Source organism: Streptomyces sp. B93 (assembly GCF_018070565.1).
In the GTDB taxonomy this organism is placed as follows: Bacteria; Actinomycetota; Actinomycetes; order Streptomycetales; family Streptomycetaceae; genus Streptomyces.
Map to the genome: position 1 here is coordinate 158720 of NZ_JAGPXL010000012.1, position 25641 is coordinate 184360.

22 protein-coding genes are annotated in these 25641 nt (G+C 72.8%); 16 read left to right on the forward strand and 6 right to left on the reverse strand.

Annotation, left to right across the window (positions count from 1 at the left end; genetic code table 11):
- Positions 1 to 5: 5 nt before the first annotated feature.
- The 3 genes from KBY47_RS14860 to KBY47_RS14870 all read left to right on the forward strand — a co-directional run bounded on the left by KBY47_RS14860 (position 6) and on the right by KBY47_RS14870 (position 3920).
- The gene (locus tag KBY47_RS14860) at positions 6 to 1949 is read left to right on the forward strand and encodes a BTAD domain-containing putative transcriptional regulator (RefSeq protein ID WP_210921566.1); all 1944 of its coding nucleotides are present in this window, start codon (positions 6 to 8) and stop codon (positions 1947 to 1949) included.
- 124 nt (positions 1950 to 2073) lie between these two features.
- A complete protein-coding gene (locus KBY47_RS14865; RefSeq protein ID WP_210921567.1) occupies positions 2074 to 2811 on the forward strand; it encodes a response regulator transcription factor in 738 nt (245 codons plus the stop codon).
- On the forward strand, positions 2808 to 3920 hold the full coding sequence (locus KBY47_RS14870) for a sensor histidine kinase KdpD (protein ID WP_210921568.1): 1113 nt from the start codon (positions 2808 to 2810) through the stop codon (positions 3918 to 3920). Before KBY47_RS14865 ends, KBY47_RS14870 begins: the two co-directional genes overlap by 4 nt.
- Before the next feature lie 2 nt (positions 3921 to 3922).
- On the opposite strand, the gene KBY47_RS14875 is transcribed toward KBY47_RS14870, so the two are convergent.
- Together KBY47_RS14875 and KBY47_RS14880 are read right to left on the reverse strand one after the other, a co-directional pair.
- On the reverse strand, positions 3923 to 5350 hold the full coding sequence (locus KBY47_RS14875) for a cell wall metabolism sensor histidine kinase WalK (RefSeq protein WP_210921569.1): 1428 nt from the start codon (positions 5348 to 5350) through the stop codon (positions 3923 to 3925).
- Complete coding sequence (locus tag KBY47_RS14880) at positions 5347 to 6036, reverse strand: response regulator transcription factor (protein WP_210921570.1); 690 nt, start codon at positions 6034 to 6036, stop codon at positions 5347 to 5349. Before KBY47_RS14880 ends, KBY47_RS14875 begins: the two co-directional genes overlap by 4 nt.
- A 151-nt stretch (positions 6037 to 6187) precedes the next feature.
- On the opposite strand from KBY47_RS14880, the gene KBY47_RS14885 reads away from it, so the two are divergent.
- The 6 genes from KBY47_RS14885 to KBY47_RS14910 all read left to right on the forward strand — a co-directional run bounded on the left by KBY47_RS14885 (position 6188) and on the right by KBY47_RS14910 (position 11225).
- Positions 6188 to 7528: a ferric reductase-like transmembrane domain-containing protein gene (locus KBY47_RS14885; RefSeq protein ID WP_210921571.1), complete on the forward strand. Its 1341-nt coding sequence runs from the start codon at positions 6188 to 6190 to the stop codon at positions 7526 to 7528.
- A gap of 18 nt (positions 7529 to 7546) precedes the next feature.
- Complete coding sequence (locus tag KBY47_RS14890) at positions 7547 to 7948, forward strand: FMN-binding protein (RefSeq protein ID WP_210921572.1); 402 nt, start codon at positions 7547 to 7549, stop codon at positions 7946 to 7948.
- A 25-nt stretch (positions 7949 to 7973) separates the two neighbouring features.
- On the forward strand, positions 7974 to 8675 hold the full coding sequence (locus KBY47_RS14895) for an FAD:protein FMN transferase (protein ID WP_210921612.1): 702 nt from the start codon (positions 7974 to 7976) through the stop codon (positions 8673 to 8675).
- A gap of 74 nt (positions 8676 to 8749) precedes the next feature.
- On the forward strand, positions 8750 to 9886 hold the full coding sequence (locus KBY47_RS14900) for an ABC transporter ATP-binding protein (RefSeq protein ID WP_210921573.1): 1137 nt from the start codon (positions 8750 to 8752) through the stop codon (positions 9884 to 9886).
- Positions 9883 to 10560 carry an ABC transporter permease gene (locus tag KBY47_RS14905; RefSeq protein WP_210921574.1) on the forward strand — a complete coding sequence of 226 codons (678 nt, stop codon included), beginning with the start codon at positions 9883 to 9885 and terminating at the stop codon, positions 10558 to 10560. The genes KBY47_RS14900 and KBY47_RS14905 overlap by 4 nt, the downstream gene beginning before the upstream one ends.
- Positions 10557 to 11225 carry an ABC transporter permease gene (locus KBY47_RS14910; protein WP_210921575.1) on the forward strand — a complete coding sequence of 223 codons (669 nt, stop codon included), beginning with the start codon at positions 10557 to 10559 and terminating at the stop codon, positions 11223 to 11225. Before KBY47_RS14905 ends, KBY47_RS14910 begins: the two co-directional genes overlap by 4 nt.
- A gap of 6 nt (positions 11226 to 11231) precedes the next feature.
- On the opposite strand, the gene KBY47_RS14915 is transcribed toward KBY47_RS14910, so the two are convergent.
- From KBY47_RS14915 to KBY47_RS14930, 4 genes are read right to left on the reverse strand one after another with little or no spacing between them, the layout of a single operon-like run.
- Positions 11232 to 11831, reverse strand: coding sequence for an ATP/GTP-binding protein (locus KBY47_RS14915; RefSeq protein WP_210921576.1), 600 nt, complete (start codon positions 11829 to 11831; stop codon positions 11232 to 11234).
- Complete coding sequence (locus tag KBY47_RS14920) at positions 11818 to 12267, reverse strand: DUF742 domain-containing protein (protein ID WP_210921577.1); 450 nt, start codon at positions 12265 to 12267, stop codon at positions 11818 to 11820. Before KBY47_RS14920 ends, KBY47_RS14915 begins: the two co-directional genes overlap by 14 nt.
- 47 nt (positions 12268 to 12314) lie before the next feature.
- Complete coding sequence (locus KBY47_RS14925) at positions 12315 to 12794, reverse strand: roadblock/LC7 domain-containing protein (RefSeq protein WP_210921578.1); 480 nt, start codon at positions 12792 to 12794, stop codon at positions 12315 to 12317.
- Positions 12791 to 15679: an ATP-binding protein gene (locus tag KBY47_RS14930; protein ID WP_308405160.1), complete on the reverse strand. Its 2889-nt coding sequence runs from the start codon at positions 15677 to 15679 to the stop codon at positions 12791 to 12793. Before KBY47_RS14930 ends, KBY47_RS14925 begins: the two co-directional genes overlap by 4 nt.
- 238 nt (positions 15680 to 15917) lie before the next feature.
- Here KBY47_RS14930 and KBY47_RS14935 point away from each other — a divergent pair, with 238 nt between their 5' ends.
- From KBY47_RS14935 to KBY47_RS14965, 7 genes are all read left to right on the forward strand, one after another.
- Positions 15918 to 16877, forward strand: a complete 960-nt coding sequence (locus KBY47_RS14935; RefSeq protein ID WP_210921580.1) for an ABC transporter substrate-binding protein — start codon at positions 15918 to 15920, stop codon at positions 16875 to 16877.
- A gap of 324 nt (positions 16878 to 17201) precedes the next feature.
- Complete coding sequence (locus KBY47_RS14940) at positions 17202 to 19025, forward strand: S8 family serine peptidase (RefSeq protein ID WP_210921581.1); 1824 nt, start codon at positions 17202 to 17204, stop codon at positions 19023 to 19025.
- Positions 19026 to 19295: 270 nt separating this feature from the next.
- Positions 19296 to 19943 carry a ScbR family autoregulator-binding transcription factor gene (locus KBY47_RS14945; RefSeq protein ID WP_210921582.1) on the forward strand — a complete coding sequence of 216 codons (648 nt, stop codon included), beginning with the start codon at positions 19296 to 19298 and terminating at the stop codon, positions 19941 to 19943.
- Positions 19944 to 20134: 191 nt separating this feature from the next.
- On the forward strand, positions 20135 to 21307 hold the full coding sequence (locus KBY47_RS14950) for a damage-control phosphatase ARMT1 family protein (RefSeq protein WP_210921583.1): 1173 nt from the start codon (positions 20135 to 20137) through the stop codon (positions 21305 to 21307).
- A 119-nt stretch (positions 21308 to 21426) separates the two neighbouring features.
- Positions 21427 to 23595: a germacradienol/geosmin synthase Cyc2 gene (gene cyc2 / locus KBY47_RS14955; protein WP_210921584.1), complete on the forward strand. Its 2169-nt coding sequence runs from the start codon at positions 21427 to 21429 to the stop codon at positions 23593 to 23595.
- Positions 23596 to 23720: 125 nt separating this feature from the next.
- A complete protein-coding gene (locus tag KBY47_RS14960) occupies positions 23721 to 24335 on the forward strand; it encodes a PDZ domain-containing protein (protein WP_210921585.1) in 615 nt (204 codons plus the stop codon).
- A 150-nt stretch (positions 24336 to 24485) separates the two neighbouring features.
- A complete protein-coding gene (locus KBY47_RS14965; RefSeq protein WP_210921586.1) occupies positions 24486 to 25613 on the forward strand; it encodes an aminopeptidase P family protein in 1128 nt (375 codons plus the stop codon).
- The last annotated feature ends 28 nt before the right edge of the window (positions 25614 to 25641 follow it).

The following is a 25641-nucleotide window of genomic DNA, read 5'->3' on the forward strand; positions in this document are numbered from 1 at the left end:
GGGGCATGGGGCGAGTCGCGTTCGGGGTGCTCGGGCCGGTCACGGCCGAGCGCGGCGGCACCGCCCTCGCCCTGAAGGGCCCCCGGCACCGGGCGGTCCTGGCCCGGCTGCTGGTGGCCCGCCGCCGGACCGTGCCCGTCGGCCTGCTGATCGACGACCTGTGGCCGGAGCCGCCGACGGGCGCCGTGGGAGCCGTACGGACCTTCGTCGGTGATCTGCGCCGGGTCCTGGAACCGGACCGGCCGCCCCGCGCGCCCGCCCGGCTGCTGGTCACCGAGGGCCCCGGGTACGCCCTGCGCGCCGAGCCGGACGACGTGGACGCCTGGCGTTTCGAGGCGGCCGTGGGCGCCGCCGCCGGGCTGCCGCCCGAGCGGGCCGCCGAACGGCTCGGCGCCGCCCTCGCCCTGTGGCGCGGCCCCGCCTACGCCGACTTCGCCGACGCCGACTGGACCCGCGCGGAGCGGGCCCGCCTCGGTGAGCTGCGGCTGGGTGCGGTGGAGCAGCTGGCGGCGGCCCGGCTCGGCGCGGGGCGGGCCGCCGAGGCGGTGCCCGACCTCCAGGCCCATCTCACCGAGCACCCGTGGCGGGAGGAGGCGCTGCGGCTGCTGGCCCTCGCGCTGTACCGGACCGGGCGGCAGCCGGACGCGCTGGCCGTGCTGCGCCGGGGGCGCGGGGAACTCGCCGGGCGGCTCGGCCTTGACCCCGGGCCCGAGCTGAGCCGTCTGGAGGCCGACATCCTCGCCCGGCATCCGCGCCTGGACGCGCCCGGCGGGCCCGCCGGCACGGCGGCGCGGCTGTGGGAGCGGACGGCGGCGGCGTACGACCGCACGGTGGCCACCGGTGCCCGGGCCCGGCTGGAGTCCACGGTCGGTCTGATCCGCAGTCTGGCGGTGACCGGCGGCAGCGGGCTGCGGGCCGCCCAGGAGACCCGGCTCGCGGCCGTCGCCGCAGCGGAGGAGTACGGCGACGCCGAACTCACCGCGCGCATCATCGGCGCGTACGACGTGCCCGCGATCTGGACCCGGTCCGATGACCCGGAGGCGTCCGCGCGGCTGGTCGCGGCCGCCGAACGCACCCTCGCGGCGTTGCCGTCGGGTTCCGCCCGGGACGCCGTGCGGTGCCGTCTGCTCGCCACGGTCGCCGTGGAGACGCGCGGTGTGCGTTCGGCCCGGGGGCCGCGTGCCGCCGCCGAGGCGGAGGCGCTCGCGCGGCGGCTCGACGACCCGGGCCTGCTCGCCTTCGCCCTCAACGGTGTGTTCATGCAGTCCTGCACGCGGGCGGGGCTCGCCGGGCGGCGTGATCGCATCGGGGCGGAGCTGGTGGGGCTGGGGGCGCGTACCGGGCTGGTGACGTACGAGGTGCTCGGGCATCTCGTGCGGGTCCAGGCGCTGTCGGCTCGGGGTGACTTCGGGGGTGCCGACGCGCATGCCGAGGCGGCGGATCGGCTTGCGGATCGGCATGAACTCTCGTTGGTCGGGGTCTTCACGGAGTGGTACCGGGCGCTGCGGACCGCCGCGACGGGGGCGCCGGAGCGGGCGGAGTCCGCGTATCGGGCGGCTGCCGGTCGGCTGGACGGTGCGGGTATGCCCGGCGTGGAGCGGGGGTTGTTGCCGTTGGCGCTTCTGTGCCTGCGGCTGGTGGCGGGCGCCGATCCGGAGGTCGATGTCGAGGCGGACTGGGGGCCGTACCGGGCCTGGGCGGAGGCGCTTGTGGGGCGGGACGGCGAGGTGGTGCGGGCGCTTCCTGAGCCGCCGCCGGATCTGATGTACGAGGCATTGTGCTGTCTCCAGATCGCTGCGGCGCGGCGCCTCGGTGACCGGGCGGCGTTGCCGCGGGCGTACGGCTGGCTTCGTCCCGCCTCGGGGGAACTGGCGGGCGCGGGGAGCGGGATGGTGACCCTGGGACCGGTGGACGACTGGTTGGCGGGGATGGGGAGCGGCGTGCGGTGACCGTGAGGGCGTTGCGCGACGCAGCTAGGGCGGATGCGGTAGCCGGGCGGGGGGCTTCCTTACGAATCCGGGACATCCGGGGCCGGGGGCCGCGGTGCGAGGGCTGGGATGCGAGGCTGGCCGGATGGAGCAGCAGTTGAGTGGGGGGTCGGGGGCGCGGGTGCTGGTCGTCGATGACGATCCCACCGTCGCCGAGGTCGTGTCCGGGTATCTGGACCGGGCCGGGTATGTCGTGGATCTTGCCGTGGACGGGCCGGACGCCCTCGCGCGGGCGTCGGCGCACTGGCCGGATCTGGTCGTCCTCGACCTGATGCTGCCCGGCATGGACGGCCTGGAGGTGTGCCGTCGGATGCGGGGACGCGGCCCCGTGCCGGTGATCATGCTCACCGCGCGCGGTGACGAGGACGACCGCATCCTCGGTCTGGAGGTCGGTGCCGACGACTACGTCACCAAGCCGTTCAGCCCGCGCGAGCTGGTCCTGCGGGTCGGTTCCGTGCTGCGCAGGGCCCGTCCGGCGGGGCAGCCCTCGGACACGCTGAGCAGAGCCGGGCTCACCGTCGACCCGGCCGCCCGGCGGGCGCTGAAGGGCGGCACCGAACTCTCCTTGACGACGCGGGAGTTCGATCTGCTGGCGTTCTTCCTGCGGCATCCCGGGCGGGCGTTCAGCCGGGAGGAGCTGATGAGCGAGGTGTGGGGCTGGGACTTCGGTGATCTGTCGACGGTGACCGTGCACGTCCGTCGGCTGCGCGGCAAGGTGGAGGACGATCCGGCCCGGCCGCGGTTCATCCAGACGGTCTGGGGGGTCGGTTACCGGTTCGACGCCGTTGAGGTGCCGGGGGCGGCGGGGGAGCGGCAGCCGTGAACGACACCCTCCTCATCGCCTTCTTCGCCTTTCTCGGTGCCGCCGCCGCCGGGATTCTCGGTGCCTGCGTGCTGATGCTGATCCGGCGTCGTTCGCTGATCGCGCACCTGTCCGTGGTGGTCGGGGTGGCCGTCGGCGCGATGCTCGCCGGGACGCTCGCGGTCGCCCAGGCCATGTTCCTGTCCTCGCACGACCTGACCGTGGTGACCACCGTGGTCGCGATGGCCGCGGTGGTGTCCCTGGGCACGGCCCTGCTGCTCGGCCGCTGGGTCGTCGCCCGCAGCCGCGACCTCGCCCTCGCCGCCCGCTCCTTCGGCGACGGCGGCGACTTCACCTCCCCCGTCGGCCCGGCCACCGCCGAACTGGCCGCGCTCAGCCGGGAGCTGGAGGACACCAGCCGCCGCCTCGCCGAGTCCCGGGACCGCGAACGGGCCCTGGAGACCTCACGGCGGGAACTCGTCGCCTGGATCTCCCACGATCTGCGCACCCCGCTCGCCGGGCTGCGCGCGATGTCGGAGGCGCTGGAGGACGGGGTCGCCGCCGACCCGCAGCGCTATCTGCGGCAGATGCGCGCCGAGGTGGAGCGGCTCGACGTGATGGTGGGCGACCTGTTCGAACTCTCCCGCATCCACGCGGGCGCCCTCGCCCTCAGCCCCGCCCGGATCTCGGTGTACGACCTGATAGGCGACGCCCTCGCGGGCGCGGCCCCGCTCGCCCGGGAGCACGGGGTGCGCCTGGTCGGCGAGCGGGTCGACGCGGTCCCCGTCGAGGTCGACGGCAAGGAGATGAGCCGGGTCCTGGGCAACCTGCTGGTCAACGCCATCCGCCGGACCCCCGCCGACGGCACGGTGGCGGTGACCGCCGAGCGCGGTCCCGACGGTGTCGTGGTCTCCGTCACCGACGGCTGCGGCGGCATCCCGGAGGCGGACCTGCCGCGCGTCTTCGACACCGGCTGGCGCGGCAGCGACGCCCGCACCCCGCCCGCCGGTGCCGGTCTGGGCCTCGCCATCGTGCGCGGCATCGTCGAGGCCCACCAGGGCCGGGCCGCCGTACGCAACGTCATCGGCGGCTGCCGCTTCGAGGTCACCCTGCCGGCCTCCGACGGCTGAGGTCAGCGGCGGGGGAGCCGTACGGTGAACTCCGTGGCGCCCGGCTCGGAGGTCAGGGTGATGTCGCCGCCGTGCGCGCGGACCAGGGACGCGGCGACCGACAGGCCGAGCCCGCTGCCGCCCCGGTCGCGGCTGCGGGCCTTGTCGACGCGGTAGAAGCGGTCGAAGACCCGTTCCCGGTCCCCGGGCGGAATACCCGGCCCGGTGTCGGTGACCCGTACCAGTGCCGCCCCGGACGTGACCGAGGCCGCCACGCACACCTCGGTCCCGGCCGGGGTGTGCACGGCCGCGTTGGTCAGCAGGTTGTCGAGCACCTGTCGCACGCGCGGGCCGTCGAGGCACAGCCGTACCGGCCCCTCCGGCAGCCGCACCGTCAGCGGGCGGCCGGGGTGGGCGGCCCGGAAGGCGTCGGCGGCCTCCCGCACCAGCTCCACCAGGTCGGCCTCCGTGAGCCGCAGCGGGGCCGCCACCTCGTCGGCGTCGAGCCGGGCGAGCAGCAGCAGGTCGTCGAGGAGGAAGCCCATCCGCGCGGCCTCCCCGCGCAGCCGCGCCAGGTGCCGGTCGCGTTCGTCGGGCGCGTTGGCGGCCGCGTACTGGAACAGGTCCGCGTAGCCGCGTACCGACATCAGTGGGGTGCGCAGCTCGTGCGAGGCGTCGGCGACGAACCGGCGCAGCCGCTGCTCGGCCTCGGCGCGGACGGCGAGCGAGTCGTCGATGTGCTCCAGCATGGTGTTGAACGCGGTCCGCAGCTCCTCCACCTCGGGCCCGCCGCCCGGTCCGGCCGCGCGCAGCGGCAGCCGGGCCGCCGACTCGGTCAGGTCGTGGGAGGCGATGCCGTGCGCGGTGTGCGCGATGTCGCTGAGCGGCTTCAGCCCCCGCCGCAGCATCTTCCGGCCGATCACGACCAGCGCCACCAGCGCCGCCACGAACGCCACCACCTGCACGGTGACCAGCTGCTCCACGGTCTCCTCGACGCCCTCCATGGGCGCGGCCGTGACCAGGACGACTCCCGGGTCGACCTCGCAGGCGCGCAGCCGGTAGGTCCCCTCGCCGTCGATGTGCGCGGTGCGCACCAGTTCCTCGTCGGTGCCCGCCCGCTCGGTGGCGAGCGCGGTCAGCGCGACCGTGTCGGACGGCACGTCGGCGGGCCTGCGCAGTGCGGCGGTGCCGTCGGTGACGTCGTAGACGGCGGTGTACCAGCCGTAGTACGGCTCCCTGGTGACCGTGCCGTGGGTGGCGGCGTCCTTGGACTGCACCACCTGGACCAGCTTCATCTGTTCGCCGAGCTGGCGCTCCAGATAGTCCCGCATGTACGTCGTCAGCGCGGTCCCGACGACCGCGAACACCAGCAGCGACAGCACCCCGAGGCCGAGGGCGAGGCGGGTGCCCAGACGCAGTCGCCGGTACGTCCGCCGCAGCCGGGCGATCACTCCCCGGCCTCCCGGACGACGTACCCGAAGCCGCGCACGGTGTGGATCAGCGGCGGGCCGGTGGCGTCGAGCTTGCGGCGCAGTCGGCTGACGACGAGTTCGACGACGTTGGAGCGCCCGCCGAAGCCGTACTCCCACACATGGTCGAGGATCTGCGCCTTGGTGAGCACGGTCGGTGACTTGCGCAGCAGATAGCGCAGCACCTCGTACTCGGTGGGGGTGAGCGTCAGCGCCCGGCCGCCGCGCCGCACCTCGCGGGTGTCCTCGTCCATCGTCAGATCGCCGACCCGCAGCACGGACCGCTGGAAGCCGGGACCGGAGCTGCGCCGCAGCACGGTCCGCAGCCGCGCCATCAGCTCCTCCACGGCGAACGGCTTGACCAGGTAGTCGTCGCCACCCCGGGTCAGCCCCGCGACCCGGTCGGCGACGCCGTCGCGGGCGGTGAGGAAGACCACCGGCACCATCGTGCCCGTGGCGCGCAGCCGGTCGAGCACGCCGAAGCCGTCCACGTCCGGCAGCATCAGGTCGAGCACCACGATGTCCGGCCGGAACTCGGCGGCCCGGCGCAGCGCCTCCTCACCGCTGCCCGCGGTGACCGCCTCCCAGCCCTCGTAGCGGGCGACCGTCGCGACGAGATCGGCGATCGGAGGGTCGTCGTCCACGACGAGCAGTCGTACTTTCTCCACCGCCTCATGGTGCGCCACCGGGCGTCGGCTGATGAGGGGCGGGGCGTCCCCGGGACCACATCGATATCCACTTGAAAGTTGAATGACAGCTGATCGACAGGGTCGGCCAGCCAAGCTCGGGAGTACACCCCCTGCCGAGGAGCTGCCCCACGTGACGACCCTTTCCCCGCCCCCCGCGCCGCCGACCGCCGCGATACGCCCCAAGGTGGTCGCCCGCGCCGGCCTGTACGCCGTGCTCGCCGCGAACGTGGCCGTGGTGACGTACCTCTTCGTCCAGGCGGGCTTCGCGGGCAACGCCCTGATCGTGCTCGGCCGCCTCGCCGGGCTCTACGGCGCCCTGCTGATGGCGTTCCAGCTGCTGCTGGTGGCCCGGCTGCCCTGGCTGGACCGCCGCATCGGCATGGACCGGCTCACCCTCTGGCACCGCTGGACCGGCTTCGCCCTGGTGTGGACGCTCCTCACCCACGCCGTGTTCATCACCTTCGGCTACGCCGAGGGCACCGGCATGGACCCCGTCAGCCAGCTGGTCGATCTCGCCGAGACCACCGAGGGCGTGCTCCGCGCGGTCGTCGCGCTGGGCCTCCTCCTCGTCATCGGCACGGTCTCCGCGCGCTGGGCGCGGCGCCGACTCGCCTACGAGACCTGGCACTTCACCCACCTGTACACCTACCTCGTCGTCGTCCTCGCCTTCTCCCACCAGATGGCCACCGGTTCGACGTTCGTCTCCTCGGCCGCCGCGCGGGCCTACTGGTGGACCCTGTGGGGCGTCGCGCTCGGCGCGGTGTGCCTGGGACGGCTGCTGCTGCCGCTGTGGCGCAACCGGCGCCACCAACTGCGGGTCACGGCCGTCATACCCGAGAACGACAACGTGGTCTCCGTCCACATCACCGGCCGCGACCTCGACCGGCTGCCCGCGCGGGCGGGCCAGTTCTTCCTGTGGCGGTTCCTGACGAAGGACCGCTGGTGGCAGGCGAACCCCTACTCCCTGTCCGCCGCCCCCGACGGCCGCACCCTGAGGCTGACCGCGAAGGCCGCCGGGGACGGCTCCGCCGCCCTGCGCCACCTCAGGCCCGGCACCCGCGTCTTCGCCGAGGGCCCCTACGGCGCCTTCACCACCCTGCACCGCACCCGCCCCGGCACCCTGCTCATCGCGGGCGGCGTCGGCGTCACCCCGATCCGCGCCCTGCTGGAGGAACTGGACGGACCCACGGTCCTCATCTACCGGGTGGCCACCGAAGGGGACGCCGTCCTCCACGACGAACTGCGCGACCTCGCCCACGCCAAGGGCGCCGAACTCCACCTCGTCACCGGACCCGCGACCCCCGACCGGCTCACCCCCGCCGAACTGGCCCGCCTGGTACCCGACGTGACCGACCGCGACGTCTACGTCTGCGGCCCGCCCGGCATGACCAGCGCCGTCCGGCGCGGCCTGCGCGAACTGGGCGTGCCCAAGGCGCAGATCCACTTCGAGCGCTTCAGCCTGGCCGGTTGAACAGGGGGACAGAGGAACATGAAGCGAGCACTGCCCGTCCTGGTCCTGACCGTCGCGGGGCTGGTCCCCGTGTGGCGGTACGTCCCGTCGACCGACGTCGGCGCCCAGCCCACCGCGTCCGCGCCCGCGCCCAGCCCCAGCGCCCCCGCGGAGCCCGGCACCGAGGTCGTCGCGGGCTCCACCGTGAACACCGAGAAGGGCCCCGTCCAGGTCGAGGTGACCTTCGACGGCGACACCATCAGCGCCGTCCGGATGCTCCAGCAGCCCAACCACCCGCAGACCACCGACGCCGTGCCCGTCCTGATCGAAGAGACGCTGGCGGCACAGAGCGCCGACGTCGACACCGTCTCCGGCGCCACCGTCACCAGCGACGGCTACCGGGAGTCCCTCCAGGCCGCCCTCGACGCCAAGGGCTCCTGACGTGCCCCACCGCGTCGAACACGTCATGGGCCTCCCGGTCTCCCTGCGCGTCGACGGCCCCGGCGCCCCCGCCTCGCTCGGTGACGCCGTGTTCGCCTGGCTGCGCGAGGCGGACGAGCGGTTCAGCCCCTTCAAGCCGGACAGCGAGGTGTCCCGCCTGGGCCGCGGTGAGATCGGCCGCGCGGAGGTGAGCGGTGACCTCGCCGAGGTGCTCGGGCTGTGCGAGGAGTACCGGGCGGCGACCGGCGGCGCCTTCGACGCCTGGCTGCCCGGCCGCGCCTTCGACCCCTGCGCGGTCGTCAAGGGCTGGGCGGTGCAGCGGGCCGCCGAACTGCTCACCGGCGCCGGGGTGGCGCGTTTCTGCCTCAACGCCGGGGGAGACGTGGTCGTCGCGGGCGGGCCCTGGCGGGTGGGGGTACGGCACCCCGAACACGCCGGCCGGCTGTGCCAGGTCCTCCAGGTCACCGACGGGGCGGTGGCGACCTCCGCCCGCTACGAGCGCGGCGACCACATCGTCGACGGCCGCACCGGACGCCCGGCGACCGGGCTGCTCAGCGTCACCGTCCTCGCCCCGACCCTCACCGAGGCCGACACCACCGCCACCGCGGCGTACGCGATGGGGGAGGAGGGCGTGGCCTGGGCGGCCGCTCGGCCCGGCTGCGAGGTGTACGCAGTCGACGCGGGGCGGCGGGTGCTGCGTACACCCGGGCTGCCGGTACCGGTCTAGACTCTCCCCGCAACGGCCCACGGAGTGCGGTGAAAGTGGGCAGCGACGGCCAAACCCGAAGGGTATTCGGCGTTTTGATACGGATAGATTCAGTCACCAAGCGGTACCCGGACGGCACGGTGGCGGTCGACCGGCTCTCCCTGGAGATACCGGACCGTGCCATCACGGTCCTCGTCGGCCCGTCCGGCTGCGGCAAGACGACCACCCTGCGCATGATCAACCGGATGGTCGAGCCCAGCGAGGGCACGATCCTCCTGGACGGCACCGACATCCAGCAGCAACCGGTCAACACCCTGCGCCGGTCCATGGGTTACGTCATCCAGAACGCCGGTCTCTTCCAGCACCGCACCATCCTCGACAACATCGCCACCGTGCCCCGCCTGCTCGGCTGGAGCAAGCAGAAGGCCCGCGGCCGGGCCCGCGAACTCATGGAACGCGTCGGCCTCGACGCCTCCCTGGCCCGGCGCTACCCCTACCAGCTCTCCGGCGGCCAGCAGCAACGCGTCGGCGTGGCCCGGGCGCTCGCCGCCGACCCGCCGGTGCTGCTGATGGACGAACCCTTCTCCGCCGTCGACCCCGTCGTCCGCAAGGGCCTCCAGGACGAACTCCTGCGCATCCAGGACGAGCTGGGCAAGACCATCGTCTTCGTCACCCACGACATCGACGAGGCCGTCAAGCTCGGCACCATGGTCGCCGTGATGCGCACCGGCGGCCACCTCGCCCAGTTCGCGCCCCCCGCCGAGCTGCTGTCCGACCCCGCCGACGCCTTCGTCGAGGACTTCCTCGGCGCCGACCGCGGCATCCGGCGGCTGTCCTTCTTCCCCGCCGCCGGACTCGACCTGCTGACCGGGCCGATCGTCGCCGTCGACGCCACCGCCGAGCAGATCGCCGCCCGTACCGCGCCGGACGTGCCCTACCTGCTGGTGACCGGCCTCGACGGCCGCCCCCTCGGCTGGAGTGAACCCGGCCGGCTGACCGCCGGGAACATCGACCCGAAGCGGCTGCTGCCGTGCGGACGGCCCTTCACGGCGGGCACCGACTCGCTGCGCTCCGCCCTCGACTGCGCCGTACTCTCCCCGACCGGCTGGGCCGTCGCCGTCGACACCGAGGGCCGCGCCGCCGGAGTCGTCTCCCAGCAGGCCATCGGCGAGGCCATCCGCGGCGCCCACGCCGACACCTCCGCCGTCCAGCGCGAGCAGGCCGTCCGGTGAACGGCCTGTTCGACATGCCCAGCGATCTCCAGAACAGTTACTGGGGACTGGTCGCGGTGCACCTGCGGGAAGCCCTGCTCCCGGTGCTGGCCGGGCTGCTGCTGTCGCTGCCGCTCGCCCAGCTGTGCGTACGGCTGCGCTGGCTCTACCCGCCCGTGCTGTGGGTGACGACCGTGCTCTACGCCATCCCGTCGCTCGCCTTCTTCGTCGTCCTCATCGACTACACCGGCCTGAGCGAACTGACGGTGATGATCCCGCTCGCCGTGTACAGCCTCGTCGTACTGATCCCGGCGATCGTGGACGGCGTGCGGTCGGTGCCGCAGGAGACCCTGGCCGCCGCCACCGCCATGGGCTTCGGACCCGTACGGCGCTACCTCCAGGTCCAGCTGCCGATCGCGGCGCCCGCCATCATCGCCGGGCTGCGGGTCGCGTCCGTCTCCAGCATCTCCCTGGTCAGCGTCGGCATGCTGATCGGCAACGCGGGCGCCCTCGGCAACATGCTCAACAGCGGCCTGATCTACAACCAGCCCCGCCTGATCTGGCTCTCCGTCATCGGCACCGCCGTCCTCGCCATCCTCGTGGACGCCCTGCTCATCGGCCTGCGGGTGCTTCTCACCCCGTGGATGCCGCGCGGTGGCCGCAAGAACACCCTGGTGAAGGCGGCCTCCCGGTGAACCTCCTCAACCACATCGACGCCTTCTTCAGCGACAGCGCCCACTGGGAGGGCTACGACGGCATCCCCACCCGCGTCCTGGAACACATCCAGTACACGCTGATGGCGCTCGGCATGGCCGCCGCCGTGGGACTGCCCATCGGCCTGGTCACGGGGCACACCGGACGCGGCGGCAACACCCTCGCCCTCGTCGCCACCGCCGCCCGCGCGCTGCCCAGCTTCGGCCTGATGGTGCTGATGTTCATCCTGATCGGGCTCGGCATGGCACCGGTGATGATCCCCCTGGTGGTGCTCGCCGTCCCGCCCATCCTGGTCACCACCTACGAGGCGATGCGCTCCGTCGACCCCGCCCCGGTGGACGCCGCCCGCGGCATGGGCATGGCCGAGGCCGAGGTGCTGTTCCGGGTCGAGGTGCCGATGGCGCTGCCGCTCATCCTGAGCGGACTGCGCACGGCGGCCATCCAGATCGTCTCCACGGCCACCATCGCCGCGTACGTCAGCTTCGGCGGCCTCGGCCGCTACATCATCGACGGCCTCTACCAGCGCGACTACGAGAAGACCGTCGGCGGCGCCACCCTGGTCGCCGTGATGGCCCTGGCCACCCTCGGCGTCTTCTGGGCGGTGGCTCGGCTGACGGTCTCCCCCGGGGTGCGCCGCGGCGGCTGACGGTTCTCAGCCTTCGGTGCGGGCCAGCGCCTGTTCGAGTACGACGAGCAGCGCGTCCCGCACCGAGCCGCGTTCCCGGGCGTCGAAGACCAGCACCGGGACGCCCTCGGACACGTCGAGCGCCCAGCGGACCTCCTCCAGCTGGTGCTCGACCTTCCCGTCGAAGGCGTTGATCGCCACGGCGAACGGGACGCCCTTGTGCTCGAAGTAGTCCACGGCGGCGTAACAGTCGTCCAGGCGCCGGGTGTCGACGATGACCAGCGCGCCCACCGCGCCCTCGACGATGTCGTCCCACATGAACCCGAACCGCTCCTGGCCGGGCGTGCCGAACAGGTACAGCTTCAGCGTCGGGTCGATGGTGATGCAGCCGAAGTCCATCGCCACCGTGGTGGTGGACTTGCGCGGGGTGAGCGACAGGTCGTCCACGCCCGCCGCGACCTCGGTGATGGCGGCCTCGGTGGTCAGCGGCTCGATCTCGGAGATCGCCCCGACGGCCGTGGTCTTGCCGACCCCGAAGCCGCCCGCGATCACCAGCTTCACCGGCAGCGGCGGTCGTACGGCCGTTCCGGCGGCCGTGCCGCGGGCCAGTGGTTCAGTCGGTGTCACGGAGTACCCCCCGGGAGTCGGGGATGGCGCGGAGGCCATCGATAACCCTTCGCAGGACGGACGCGTCATGGGTGTCGGCGGTGTCGGGCACATGGACCGCCAACTGCCCCGCGGCACGCAGGTCCTCGGCGAGGACCCGCACCACGTTCAGGTGCAGCCGCAGCCGGGCGGCCAGTTCCGCGATGGACTGCGGCTGCCTGCAAGCGGCAACGATGTCGTGCCGTTCGAAGGCGAGCCGGTCCAGCGCGACCAGACCCGCGGCGGTGGCGACCACCTGGGTCTCGACGGGGATCGGTGGACCGGTCGCGGTGCCCGCCACCCGCCCGGCGGTGAGCAGGAACGGCCGTACGGCGGGGACCGGAGCGACCGGCTCGGCGCCGGGGGACGACGGCAGACCGTCCCTTCCGGCGCCGCCCGGGATACGGTCGTCCGCCATGACTCGTTCTTCTCTTTCTCTCTCGGCGCTCGGCCCAGTGCCTCGCGTCAGCCCGTCGACGGGACGCCGACGGTGTTCTTCAGCTCCAGTACCAGCTGCGGGCTGAGCGCGGCACCGGCGCGGTTGGCGAACAGGGTCATCTCGTAGGCGATGTTGCCCAGCTTGGCCTCCTTGTCGGCGACCACGCCGAGCACGGCGCCGCTGCCGATCGCGGAGACCAGGACGTGGCCGCCCTCCAGATCGATGATGACCTTGTTGAGGGCGCCCAGGCCGTAGTTGCCGGAGGCACCGGCGGCCAGGCTGGTCAGACCCGAGACGATCGCGGCCAGCCGCTCGGAGTGCGCCCGCTCACGCAGCTGCGCCACCGCGATGAGCAGACCGTCGGAGGACACGGCGATGGCGTCCACGACACCGGCGGTCTCCGTCGCGAAACGGTTCAGCAGCCAGGTGAAGTCGGCCGCGGCGGCCCGCAGCTCCTCCGGTGTGGTGCCGCCTCCCGTGGAAGTGTCACCTGTCGACGTGCTCACTGCTCCGCTCCTTCCGGGAGGTTGTTCCTGCCGTGGTCCGGCGTGCGCGGTTCCTGCGCGCGCTCCGCCGCCGCACGGACGTCGGGGGTGTCGGGCCGCTGGGGCGCGGCGTGGCTTCCGGTGTCGCTGTCGAGATGCGCCCGCGCCACCGCCGCCTCGAACTCCTCCAGCGCGTCGCGGACGGCCGCGGCGTCGGCGGGCGGGGCGGACTTGAGCAGCGCCTGCCGCTCGGCCTCGGAGACCGACGTCGTACGCAGCGTGGCCCCCCGCACCCGACGGCGCAACGGACGCGCGCCACCGGCACCGGGGTCGGCGTCGGCCTCGCCGTTCCTCGCCTTCGGGATGAACGCCGCGTCGTCCGCCGGTGCCGGGTCGTGCCGCGGAACCCGCCGGGGGAGCGGACCGGGGGCGTCGTCGGACCCTGCCCCGGCTCCCGGCGCCGACCCCCTCGCCGACGCGGACCCGCCGCCCGGGGCCGACCCGCTCTCCGCGGCGTACCCGCCGACCGGTGCGGAGCCGCTCTCCAGGGCGGACCGGCCGGCGGGGGCGGAACCGCCCGTCGGGTCGGCCGTTCTCCGGGGCAGGGGCGGGGCGGCGGCTCCGGCGTTCGCCCCGCCCTCGGGGGCGTATGCCGTGCGGGGGGCGGCCCCGTTGCCTGCCGGGGCCTCGGTACGGGCACCGGTCGCGGTCTCGGCCTCGGTCACGCTCTCGGTCCCGTCCTGCGACTCGGCCCTGCTCTGCGACTCCGCCCGGTCCTGCGACTCCGCCCGGTCCTGCGACCCCGCTCTGTTCTGCGACTCCGCCCTGTTCTGCGGTGCGGCCAGGCGCTGCGAGCCGGACCCCTCGCCCGTCCCCGCCCCGGACGCACCGGTCAAGGCCTTCGCCCCGGCGCCGGACCCGGCGCCCGTCGCGGCCGGTGCCGTCAGCGCGCCCATCCCCGTGGGCATGACCAGCAGCAGCGTCGACGGGATCGTCACCTCGGCCGTCACACCGCCGCCCCGGGTGCGGGACAGCACGACCCCGATCTCCCAGCGGCGCGCCAACGTACCCACCACGAACAGGCCCAGCACCTTCGTGGGGACGAGGTCGAGCCGCTCGCGTCGGATCAGCCGGGCGTTCTCCTCGTCCAGCCGCTCGGGGCTCATGCCGAGGCCGTGGTCGGCGATGGTGATCGTGGCGTCCTGGCCGGACGGCCCGCCGCTGCGCACCGTCACCTCGACGGGGCTGCCCGCGGGCGAGAACGACACCGCGTTCTCCAGGAGTTCGGCCACCATCAGCGTCAGGTCGCCGACGATGTCGGGCTCGACCATGATCTCGGCCCCGGCGTGCAACTCGACGCGCTGGTAGCCCTCGATCTGCCCGAGCGCGGCCCGTACCACGTTGGTGAGTTCGACGGGCCCGGAGCCGAGCACGGTCTCGCGGATACCCGCGAGCAGCATCAGACTGTCGGCGTTGCGGCGCAGCCGGACCGCGATGTGGTCGATGCTGTACAGGCGTTCCAGCAGCGCCGGGTCGGTCTCGCCGCGCTCCACCGCGTCGATGAGCGCCAGCTGCCGGGTGGTGAGGTTGCTGACCCGGCGTCCGACGTTGCCGAACATCTCGGCGACGTTACGGCGGCTGAGCACCTGGCGTTCCAGCAGCGCGGCGGCGGTGCTCTGGACGTGGTTGAAGGCGTCGGCGAGGTCACCGATCTCGTCGCGCGCGGTGACCGGCACCTCGCGCAGCCGGGGCGGCGCGTCGTCCTCGGTGTCGTCGTCGGCGACCCGGGCCAGCTCCCGCCCGGCCACCTCGGCGACCTGCCGGGCCGCGCCGGTCAGCGCCTGCACCGGCCGCACCACGGAGCGCCGTACGACGACGGAGAAGGCGAGCCACAGCACGAAGCCGAACACGGCGCTGCCCAGCAGCCATCCGGCGTTCCACCAGGCGTCGTTCGAGGCGCCGTCGGCGCGGTCGGCGATCTGGTCGATGAGGGAGGCGGTGATCTCCAGCCGGGTCTGTGCCTGCTGGCGGTAGGCGGGGTAGGCGGCGAGCGCGGAGGTGAACTTCTCGCGGATCTCGTCGGGCGTCCCGGCCTGGAGGTTGCTGGGGTCGATCTGGAGTTCGGCGTACTGCCGGACGATGGTGGCCTGCGCGGCGCTGTGCTCGATGCCGCGCAGCTCCGCCGTCTGCTCCTCGCTCGCGAACCGGGCGAACCGTTCGGCCTGGTGGGTGTAGACGTCGTAGGAGCCGACCGCGCTGATGAACTCGATGAGGGCGTTGGAGTCGCCGGTCGTCGCCGAGAACACGCTGGTCTCGAAGGCGCTGTGGGCGGCGTCGGCGCGCAGCAGCGAGTCGAGCAGGTTGCCGGTGTAGGTGGTCGCCAGCGGTGCGGTGCGGTCGAGGCCCAGACCGTCGATGAGTCCCTTGGCGGCGCCCGTGTAGGCGGGGTCGATGTTGTCGGCGGGCAGATAGCCCTGCGCGATCGTCGCGCGCAGGCTGTCGAGGCCGCTGACCTCCCTCAGCGCCTGTGCCTCGGTGGCCGGGAGCCGGTCGCCGAAGGTCTCGCGGACCTTCTCCACCTGGGCGTCGACGGCCTTCTGGGCGTCGCGGTAGCCGCTGGCGGAGGGCTGGGTGCCGGGGCCCGCCGCCTCGTACCGCACGGACAGCAGGATGGCCTGCTGGTGTTCCGTCGCGATCCGGTCGACCAGTTCGGCGACCTGGATGCTGTCCCGGACCAGCCGGGCCGAGTCCGCCGCGTCCCGTGCCTGTGCCACCTGGTCTGCGATGAGATAGGCGAGCAGCGCGGCGAGGCCCGCGAGCGGCACGCCCACCAGCACGTTGAGTTTGCGGCGGAACGGCCAGCGGTCGGCGAAGCCGCGCAGTCCGCGCCGCTCGTTCGTGGACACCAGGCCTCCTTCATGGGGGTGTCGCGAGTGGCCGGAGGTCAACAGCGGGGAGACTATCGTCTCTTGTGATGATCGATCACCACGGGAAGTCAAGAATCCGTTACAACCTGCTCGCTCCCGATCGACGCCAATTGGTGACCCGGCTGCACTTGACTGACCGAGAAAGACCTGGATTGGATCAGTTGACGGCACGCACGACCGCCCCGCACACCAACTCGACGGCCCCGGAACGGGAATTGTGACTTCTACAGTGAAGAGCAGCTGGTCCATCACGAGACACCGCGGCGTGGCAGCCCTGGCGTTCGCCCTCACCGCGGCGCTCGTCGCGGGCTGTGGTTCCTCCGACGACACGAGCGACAACCCGCTGGCGGAGGACAAGGCGGACGGCAGCCAGGTCGTCGTCGGCTCGAACAACTTCGCCGAGAGCATCCTGCTCGCCGACATCTACGGCGAGGCCCTCAAGGCCAAGGGCATCGAGGTCACCTACAAGCCCAACATAGGCAGCCGGGAGACGACCTACGGGCTGCTGAAGAACGGCACGATCACCGTGCTGCCGGAGTACAACGGCTCGCTGCTCGCCTACCTCGACCCCGAGGCGGAGCAGAAGTCGGTCGAGGCGGTGAACGCCGCGGTCAAGGCCAAGCTCGACGCCAAGCTGACGCTGCTCGACTCCTCGCCCGCCGAGGACAAGGACTCGGTGTCGATCAACGCCGAGACGGCCGCGAAGTACGGCCTCACCGGGGAGTCCACGCTCGCCGACCTGAAGGACATCGCCCCCGAGCTGGTCATCGGCGGTTCGCCGGAGTTCCAGACCCGGCACCAGGGCCTGGTCGGCCTGGAGAAGGAGTACGGGCTCAAGTTCAAGTCCTTCAAGGCGCTCGACGCGGGCGGGCCGCTCACGCAGGCCGCACTGACGAAGAACACCGTGCAGGCAGCGGACATCTTCACCACGGACCCGACCATCACCAAGGAGAAGTTCGTCGTCCTCCAGGACCCGAAGAACCTCTTCGGGTTCGCCAACGTGACCCCGCTGGTCCACAAGAGCGACCTGCCCCAGAAGGGCATCGACGCGCTCAACGCGGTCTCCGCCAAGCTCGACACCAAGACGCTGCTGGACCTGGACTCGCAGGTGCAGCTGGAGAACAAGGACCCGCTGGACGTGGCCAAGGCCTGGCTGAACTCCGTCGGTCTGGACTGACCGCCCTCGCGGCTCACGCGATGTGGGCGCCCCCGGTCACGGGGGCGCCCACATCGCGTTTCGCGTGTCCGGGGAGCTGAACGGCACGCGTATTCAAAGCGGACAACCTCGGTCAACCGGCTGACATCGAGGGTCAGTTCCCGGCCGGATCGAGGGTTTCCCCCGTATCCCGACCAGTAACCCCTTGCCTATCGTTCGGTCACAGCCGGCCCACAGAGAGCAACCCCACCGGGACGGCTTCGCACCAACTCCCCTCCGCTTCGACGACGAAGCGACCGACCGCCGCTCCGCGCTGCCCGGAGCACGGCCACGAAGGGCAAGACCATGCGAATATCCCCCACTCCCCCCACGTCCCCCACCTCTTCGAAGACGAGACGGAAGCTGCTGTCCGTCGCCGCGGTGTCCGCGGTCTCCGCCGCCCTGCTCACCGGCGCCACCGTCACCACCGCGACCGCCCAGGACACCCCCGCCCCGGACGCCGCGCTCACCGAGGCCGCCCCCGGCACCCCCGCCGAACGCCTCATCGTCGGCTACAAGCCGGGCGCCGCCGAGGCCAGTTCGAACCAGGCCGCCCGCGCCGACGCCGCTGCCAAGGCCGAGGAGACCGGCGAGCGCCTCGGCTTCGAGCGCCGCCTCGGCACCGGCGCCGCCCTCGTCGGCCTCGGCGAGGACACCACCCGCGCGGGTGTCGCCGACGTCATCGCCGAGTACGAGGCGGACCCGCAGGTCGCCTATGTCGTACCGGACCGCCTGAACAAGCCGCTGGCCACGCCGAACGACACCGAGTACGCCAAGCAGTGGGACCTCTTCGAGGCCACGGCGGGCATGAACGTGCCGGGCGCCTGGGACCGCTCCACCGGCAGCGGGGTGACCGTCGCCGTCATCGACACCGGCTACGTCGCCCACTCCGACCTCGCCGCGAACATCGTCGGCGGCTACGACTTCATCTCCGACACCACCGTCGCGAACGACGGCAACGGCCGCGACAGCAACCCCGCCGACCCCGGCGACTGGACGGCCGCCAACGAGTGCCAGGCCGGTGACCCCGCCTACGGCTCCTCCTGGCACGGCACCCATGTCGCGGGCACCATCGCCGCCGTCACCAACAACAGCAAGGGTGTCGCGGGCGTCGCGTACGGCGCCAAGGTCTCCCCGCTGCGGGTGCTCGGCAAGTGCGGCGGCTACGACTCCGACATCATCGACGCCATCACCTGGGCGTCCGGCGGCACCGTCTCCGGCGTGCCCGCCAACACCAATGTCGCCAAGGTCATCAACATGAGCCTCGGCGGCGGCGGTTCCTGCACCTCCGCGACCCAGAACGCCATCAACGCCGCCGTGAACCGCGGCACCACGGTCGTCGTCGCGGCGGGCAACTCCAACGCCAACGCGGCCAACTACTCGCCCGCCAGCTGCAACAACGTCATCTCGGTCGCGGCGACGAACCGTTCCGGCGCCCGTGCCTACTACTCCAACTACGGCACGGTCGTGGACATCGCGGCCCCCGGCGGGGAGACCCGTACGGTCACGTCCAACGGCATCTACTCCACCCTGAACTCCGGCACCCAGGGCCCGTCCACCGAGTCCTACGCCTACTACCAGGGCACCAGCATGGCCGCCCCGCACATCGCGGGCCTGGCCGCGCTGATGAAGTCGGTGAACACCGCGCTGACCCCGGCGCAGATCGAGTCCGCGATCAAGTCCAACGCGCGTGCCCTGCCCGGCGCCTGCTCCGGCGGCTGCGGCTCCGGACTCGCGGACGCGGCAAGGACGGTGCAGGCGGTGAGCGGCGGCGGCTCGACCGGCGCCACCTTCACCTCCTCCACCACCGTCTCCATCCCGGACGCCGGTACGGCGATCGAGTCCCCGATCACCGTCAGCGGCCGCACCGGCAACGCCCCCTCGACCCTCCAGGTCGGGGTGGACATCACCCACACCTACCGCGGTGACCTCGTCATCGACCTGATCGCCCCGGACGGTTCGGCGTACCGCCTGAAGTCCGCCAGCTCCTCCGACTCCGCGGACAACGTGGTCGCCACGTACTCCGTCAACGCCTCGGGCGAGACGGCCAACGGCACCTGGAAGCTGCGCGTGCAGGACGTCTACGCGCAGGACACGGGCAGGCTCAACAGCTGGAGCCTGACCTTCTGACGCTTCTTCGAGGGCTCCCCGAGCGGGCGGGCCGACCGGTGCGGATGGGCACCGGTGGGCCCGCCCTTTTGTCGTCCGCCCCGGGGTAGTTATCAAACCGCGCACCCCGTATTCTTCCCGAACCTGCGCAGTGGGGCCCGCAGTCGTGTGCGCTCCCGGTACGCTGGTCAGACCGATGCCGCCCCATTGGGTGGCGGGAGACTGTGAGTTATCGTGTACGCCCAGTGACAAAAATACGGTGTGACCCGTACTTTTCAGGGAGTCCAGCCCATGCCGAGGCAGGTACGTGCAGAGCAGACCCGCGCGACGATCATCGAGGCCGCCGCTGACCTGTTCGACCAGCGCGGCTACGAATCGACGAGTCTGAGCGACATAGTCGAGCACGCGCGGGTCACCAAGGGGGCCCTGTACTTCCACTTCGCCGCCAAGGAGGACCTGGCGCACGAGATCATGGAGTTCCAGTCCCGGACCGTGCGGCGGCTGGCCCACGAGGTGGACGACACCGGCTGCTCCTCGCTGGAGGCCCTGATGCGGATCACCTTCGGGCTCGCCCGGCTCGCCGTCGAGTACCCGGTCGCCCGCGCGGGACTGCGGCTCGCCTCCTCGGAGGTCGGCGTACGGCCCCCACTGCCGCACCCCTACCGGGAACTCCTCGACCTCGCCGCGGTGAAGTTCCTCGGCGCCGTCAAGGAGGCCGACATCCACCCCGAGACGGACATCGACGCCGCCGCCCACAGCCTGGTGAGCTTCTTTATCGGCACCCGTGTCACCACCCGCACCCTCGATTCGCACGCCCGCCTCCCCCGCCGGGTCGCCGAGATGTGGCGACTCCTCGTCCGTGCCCTGGTCCCGGTGACCCGCCGTCCCCGCTACCTCGGCCTCGCCGCCCAACTGGAGCGCGAGACCAGAGCCCTGTGACGCCGCACGGCGCCCCGCGCCCACCGACGTCGACCTGACCGCCGTACGGCGTCCTGTACGCCCCGCGGCGATCTGTATGACGAGATACGGCCCTACCGTGTGACGTGCCCCGGTACGGGCGGCACCCCGCCCGGCGGCGCCACCACCGGCGCGCCCCGGCCCCGAACGGCCTCCGGGGTACGGTGAGGCGCATGCCCGACACCCCGCCCGTGATCCTCGGCGACGAGCCCGGCTCCTTCCCGCACGGCGTCCTCGCCGAGCGGCACCCCGCGATCATCCGGCAGGTCCGGGACGCCTTCCCCTACGACCCCGAGCGGCGGCGTGCCCTCGACGCCCTGCTGGACAGCTGCGTCAAGGGCGTCATCGAGCCATTGCCGGAGACGGCCCACGACCGGGAACGCTGGACGGCCTGGGGCCTGGACACCCACACCGGACGCTCCTGGTTCGACGTGCCCTGGCTCTGGTCCGAGAGCTACTTCTACCGGCGACTCCTCGACGCCGTCGGCTACTTCACCCCCGGCCCCTGGCAGGGCATCGACCCCTTCCGCCCGGCCAAGCTCGCCGAACTCGACGCCCCCGAGACCGACGCCGAACTCGCCGCGCTGGACGACCTGGAGACCCGCCCCGCCGCCGAACGCGCCACCGCCCTGCTGCACGGCTCCCTCTGGGGCAACCGCGCCGACCTCGGCTTCCGCCTCTCCGCCGAGGCCCCCGGCACCACGGACGGCACCCCCGCACTCGTCGTCGACGACAGCGACGCCCTGTGGCCCCTGCTCACCGGCACCGGCACCCTCTGCCTGATCGCCGACAACGCGGGCCGCGAACTCGTCCCCGACCTGCTGCTCGTCGACCACGTCCTCACCCGGCGGCTGGCCGAGCGCGCCGTGCTGTACGTCAAGCCGTACCCGTACTACGTCTCCGACGCCACGCCCGCCGACGTGATCGACGCCCTGCGCCGACTCCGCGCCGCCCCCGGCGCCGCCGCGGACTGCGGACGGCGGCTGTGGGACGCGCTCGCCGACGGACGGCTCGCCCTGCGCGCCCACCCCTTCGCCGCCGCGCCGCTGCCCTTCGGGGAACTCCCCGCCGACCTGCGCGCGGAGTTCGCCGCCGCCACGCTGACCGTCGTCAAGGGCGACCTCAACTACCGCCGCCTGGTGGGCGACCGGCGCTGGCCCCCGACCACCCCGTTCACCGGCCTCACCGCCCACTTCCCCGGCCCGGTCGCCGCCCTGCGCACCCTCAAGTCCGATGTCATCTGCGGCCTCGACGCCCAGACGGAGGCCGCGCTGACCGCCGCCGAGGGACAGCGCTGGCGGACCTCGGGCACCCATGCGCTGATCCAGGTACGGGCCTGGAGTTGATCCCGGTGAGGAGGTACGGACCTGGGGACCGGGCTCCGGAATCCCGCCGGATTCACGCGATGGTGTGATCATGTCCCCGCGGGCGGATGCCGCCGAACGGGTCCGGGTAGCCCCCGGCCATGACGCAGCCCTTCGAACTCCCGCACTTCTACATGCCGTATCCCGCACGGCTCAACCCGCATGTCGACGAGGCCCGCGCCCACTCGACCGCGTGGGCACGCGAGATGGGGATGCTGGAAGGCTCCGGGATCTGGGAGCAGGCCGACCTCGAAGCGCACGACTACGGCCTGCTCTGCGCCTACACCCACCCCGACTGTGACGGCCCGGCGCTCTCCCTCATCACCGACTGGTACGTGTGGGTGTTCTTCTTCGACGACCACTTCCTCGACATGTTCAAGCGCACCCAGGACCGCCCGGGCGGCAAGGCCCACCTGGACCGGCTGCCCCTGTTCATGCCGCTCGACCTGTCGACGCCCGTGCCCGAACCGGAGAACCCGGTCGAGGCGGGCCTCGCCGACCTGTGGGCGCGCACCGTGCCCGCGATGTCGCAGGACTGGCGCCGCCGCTTCGCCGTGGCCACCGAGCACCTGCTGAACGAGTCCCTGTGGGAGCTCGCCAACATCAACGAGGGACGGATCGCCAACCCCGTCGAGTACATCGAGATGCGCCGCAAGGTCGGCGGCGCGCCCTGGTCGGCCGGACTCGTCGAGTACGCCACCGCCGAGGTCCCCGCCCCGGTCGCCGGCAGCAGGCCGATGCGGGTGCTGATGGAGACCTTCTCCGACGGCGTCCACCTGCGCAACGACCTGTTCTCCTACCAGCGCGAGGTCGAGGACGAGGGGGAGAACAGCAACGGCGTGCTCGTCCTGGAGACCTTCTTCGACTGCACCACCCAGCAGGCCGCCGACACCGTCAACGACATCCTCACCTCCCGGCTGCACCAGTTCGAACACACCGCCCTCACCGAAGTCCCCGCCCTCGCCGCCGAGAAGGGGCTCACCCCAGCGGAGACCGCCGCGATCGCCGCGTACACCAAGGGACTCCAGGACTGGCAGTCCGGCGGCCACGAATGGCACCTGCGCTCCAGCCGCTACATGAACGAGAACGCCACCGCCACCCCCTGGCGCGGCGCCGCCCCGCCCGCGCTCGGCACCTCGGCGGCCGACATCCGCGCCCTGCTCGCCCAGGCGGGCGCCCGACGACTGCGCGCCCACACCCACGTGCCGTTCCAGAAGGTCGGCCCCTCACGCATCCCCGACATCGACATGCCGTTCCAGGTCCGTCTCAACCCGGACCTCGACGGGGCGCGGCAGCGGCTGCTGCCCTGGACGCGCAGCATGGGCATGCTCAGCGAGGGCGTCTGGGACGAGGACAAGCTCGCCTCCTGCGACCTGCCGCTGTGTGCCGCCGGACTAGACCCGGACGGCAGCCCCGAGGCGCTCGACCTCAGCTCCCAGTGGCTGGCCTTCGGCACCTACGGCGACGACTACTACCCCCTCGTCTACGGCCACCGCCGCGACCTCGCCGCCGCCCGGCTGACCACCGCGCGCCTCAGCGCCTGCATGCCGGTGGCCGGTGAGGAACCCCTCGTCCCGGCCAACGCCATGGAGCGCGCCCTGACCGACCTGTGGCGGCGCACCACCGCCGCGATGGACGAGGCGGCGCGCCGCAACCTCAAGGCGGCGGTGGACGTGATGACGGAGAGCTGGCTGTGGGAGCTGGCCAACCAGATCCACCACCGCGTCCCGGACCCCGTCGACTACCTGGAGATGCGCCGCTCCACCTTCGGCTCCGACCTCACCATGAGCCTGTGCCGGATGGGCCACGGCCCCGCCATTCCGGCGGAGGTCTACCGCAGCGGCCCCGTCCGCTCCCTGGAGAACGCGGCCATGGACTACGCCTGCATGGTCAACGACGTGTTCTCGTACCAGAAGGAGATCGAGTACGAGGGTGAGATCCACAACTCGGTCCTGGTCGTGCAGAACTTCTTCGCCTGCGACTACCCGTCCGCGCTGCGCGTCGTCGCCGACCTGCTGAACCAGCGCATGCGGCAGTTCCAGCACGTCGTCGACGTCGAACTGCCGGTCGTCTGCGAGGACTTCGCCCTGTCCCGGGAGGTCCGGGACATGGTGGACGGCTATGTGCTGGCCCTGCGGAACTGGATGGCCGGAATCCTGAACTGGCACCGCAACGTGCCGCGCTACCAGGCCGACTACCTCGCCCGCCGGGCCCACGGCTTCCTCCCGGACCGGCCCCCGGCCCCGCCGCTCACGCTGCCGGTCGGCTGAGCCCGCGGCGCGGCGGGGGAGACGTACGGCCACGGCGCCTCCTCCGCCGGGCGCCGGTCAGTCTCACTCGTTCGTGGCTCGTCGCGCGCCGGTGCGCGGGGTAGTGCGATACCCGGAGGCGATCCATGGAACAGACTGCGCTGCGTCCCAAGCCGATGCCCGGCCAGGAACCCGACACCGACCCCGGCACCGGCCCCGCCGCCCGCCCCGGCAGGACCCCCCGGCGCCCGCACGCCGCGCGGCGCCGCGGCCGACGGCTGACGACCCTGCTCTTCGGCCTGTTCGTCGGCACGGTCCTGGTCCTGTCCGGGGTCGGCCTCGGCACCGTCGGCGCCACGGTGATCGGCATGAGCAAACTCGCGGACCTCAAGCGGGACGCCGAGGCCGTGGGGGCGCCGGCCCGCTCCCCGGCCCCGACGGCGTCCGGCACGTCCCCGGCCCCCGCCGTCTCTCCCCGCTCCGTCGCCGCGCCCGCCCGCGCCACCCTGGGCCTGGAGGTCGTCGACGCCGAGAAGTCCGGCGCCCTCGTCGTCGGCGTCCACCTCCCCGGCCCCGGCCACACGGCGGGCCTCGTCCAGGGCGACGTACTCCTCACCTTCGACGACAGACGCGTCGACTCCGCCACCGACCTCGTGCACGCGGTGGACACGGCCCGCCCGGGACAGGAAGCCCTGGTGACGGTGCGGCATCCGAGCGGGGGCTACCAGCAACTGACCGTACGCCTCGGGGTGGTCGTCTGAGACGCGGCGCCCGCGAGCCGGGACGGAGGCGCGCGGCAGCGCGGCGCACCCCTCGCCGGACCCCGCCGTACCGGCAAACCGGCTCGCGTCGCCCCTCGCGCAAGGGCAGGATGCTGACCGTAGTCCCATCACCGATCCAGGGAGGCCCGGATGACCGGCACCGTGCCCGCGCCCTTCACCGCCGACACCTACCGGGCCCGGATGGACCGCGCCGCGCGGGCCGCCGCGGAGGTGGGCCTGGCGGGGCTCCTGGTGGCGCCGGGGCCGGACCTGGTCTGGCTCACCGGGTACGCGCCGCCCGCCGTCACCGAGCGGCTCACCCTGCTGGTGCTGGCCCCCGGGCGGGTCCCCACCCTCGTCGTGCCGACCCTGGAGGCCCCCGACGCGGCCAAGGCGGCGGGCGCGCCCGTGCTGACCCTGAGCGACTGGACCGACGGCACCGACCCGTATGCCGCCACCGCCGCCCTGCTCGGCGCCGGCGGCCGGTTCGGCATCAGCGACAACGCCTGGGCCATGCACCTGCTGGGCCTCCAGCAGGCGATGCCGGGCACCTCCTACGCCGCGCTCACCGAGGCCCTGCCGATGCTGCGGGCCGTCAAGGACGGGGCCGAGCTGGAACTGATGGCAGCCGCGGGCGCCGCCGCCGACGCCGCGTTCGAGGAAATCCGCAAGGTCACCTTCAGCGGTCGCCGGGAGTCCGAGGTCGCCGCCGACCTGGCCGAACTGCTCCGTGCCTTCGGCCATACCCAGGTCGACTTCACCATCGTCGCCTCAGGCCCGAACGGCGCCAACCCGCACCACGAGGCCGGTGACCGCGTCATCCGCCACGGCGACATGGTCGTCCTCGACTTCGGCGGCCTGCGCGACGGCTACGGCTCCGACACCTCCCGCACCGTCCACGTCGGCGAACCCACCGACGAGGAACGCCGCGTCCACGACCTCGTGCGCGCGGCCCAGGAGGCCGGATTCCGGGCGGTGCGGCCCGGCGTCGCCTGCCAGGAGATCGACCGGGCCGCCCGCGCCGTCATCACCGACGCCGGGTACGGCGAGTACTTCATCCACCGCACCGGGCACGGCATCGGCGTCACCACGCACGAGCCGCCGTACATGATCGAGGGCGAGGAACTGCCCCTGGTGCCCGGCATGTGCTTCTCGGTGGAACCGGGTGTCTACCTGCCCGGCCGCTTCGGCGTGCGCATCGAGGACATCGTCGCCGTGACCGAGGGCGGCGGTCGTCGCCTCAACGACACCACGCGCGAGATGGTGATAGTGGACTGAGCCGACACCACGCCTCCCTCACGTCCCC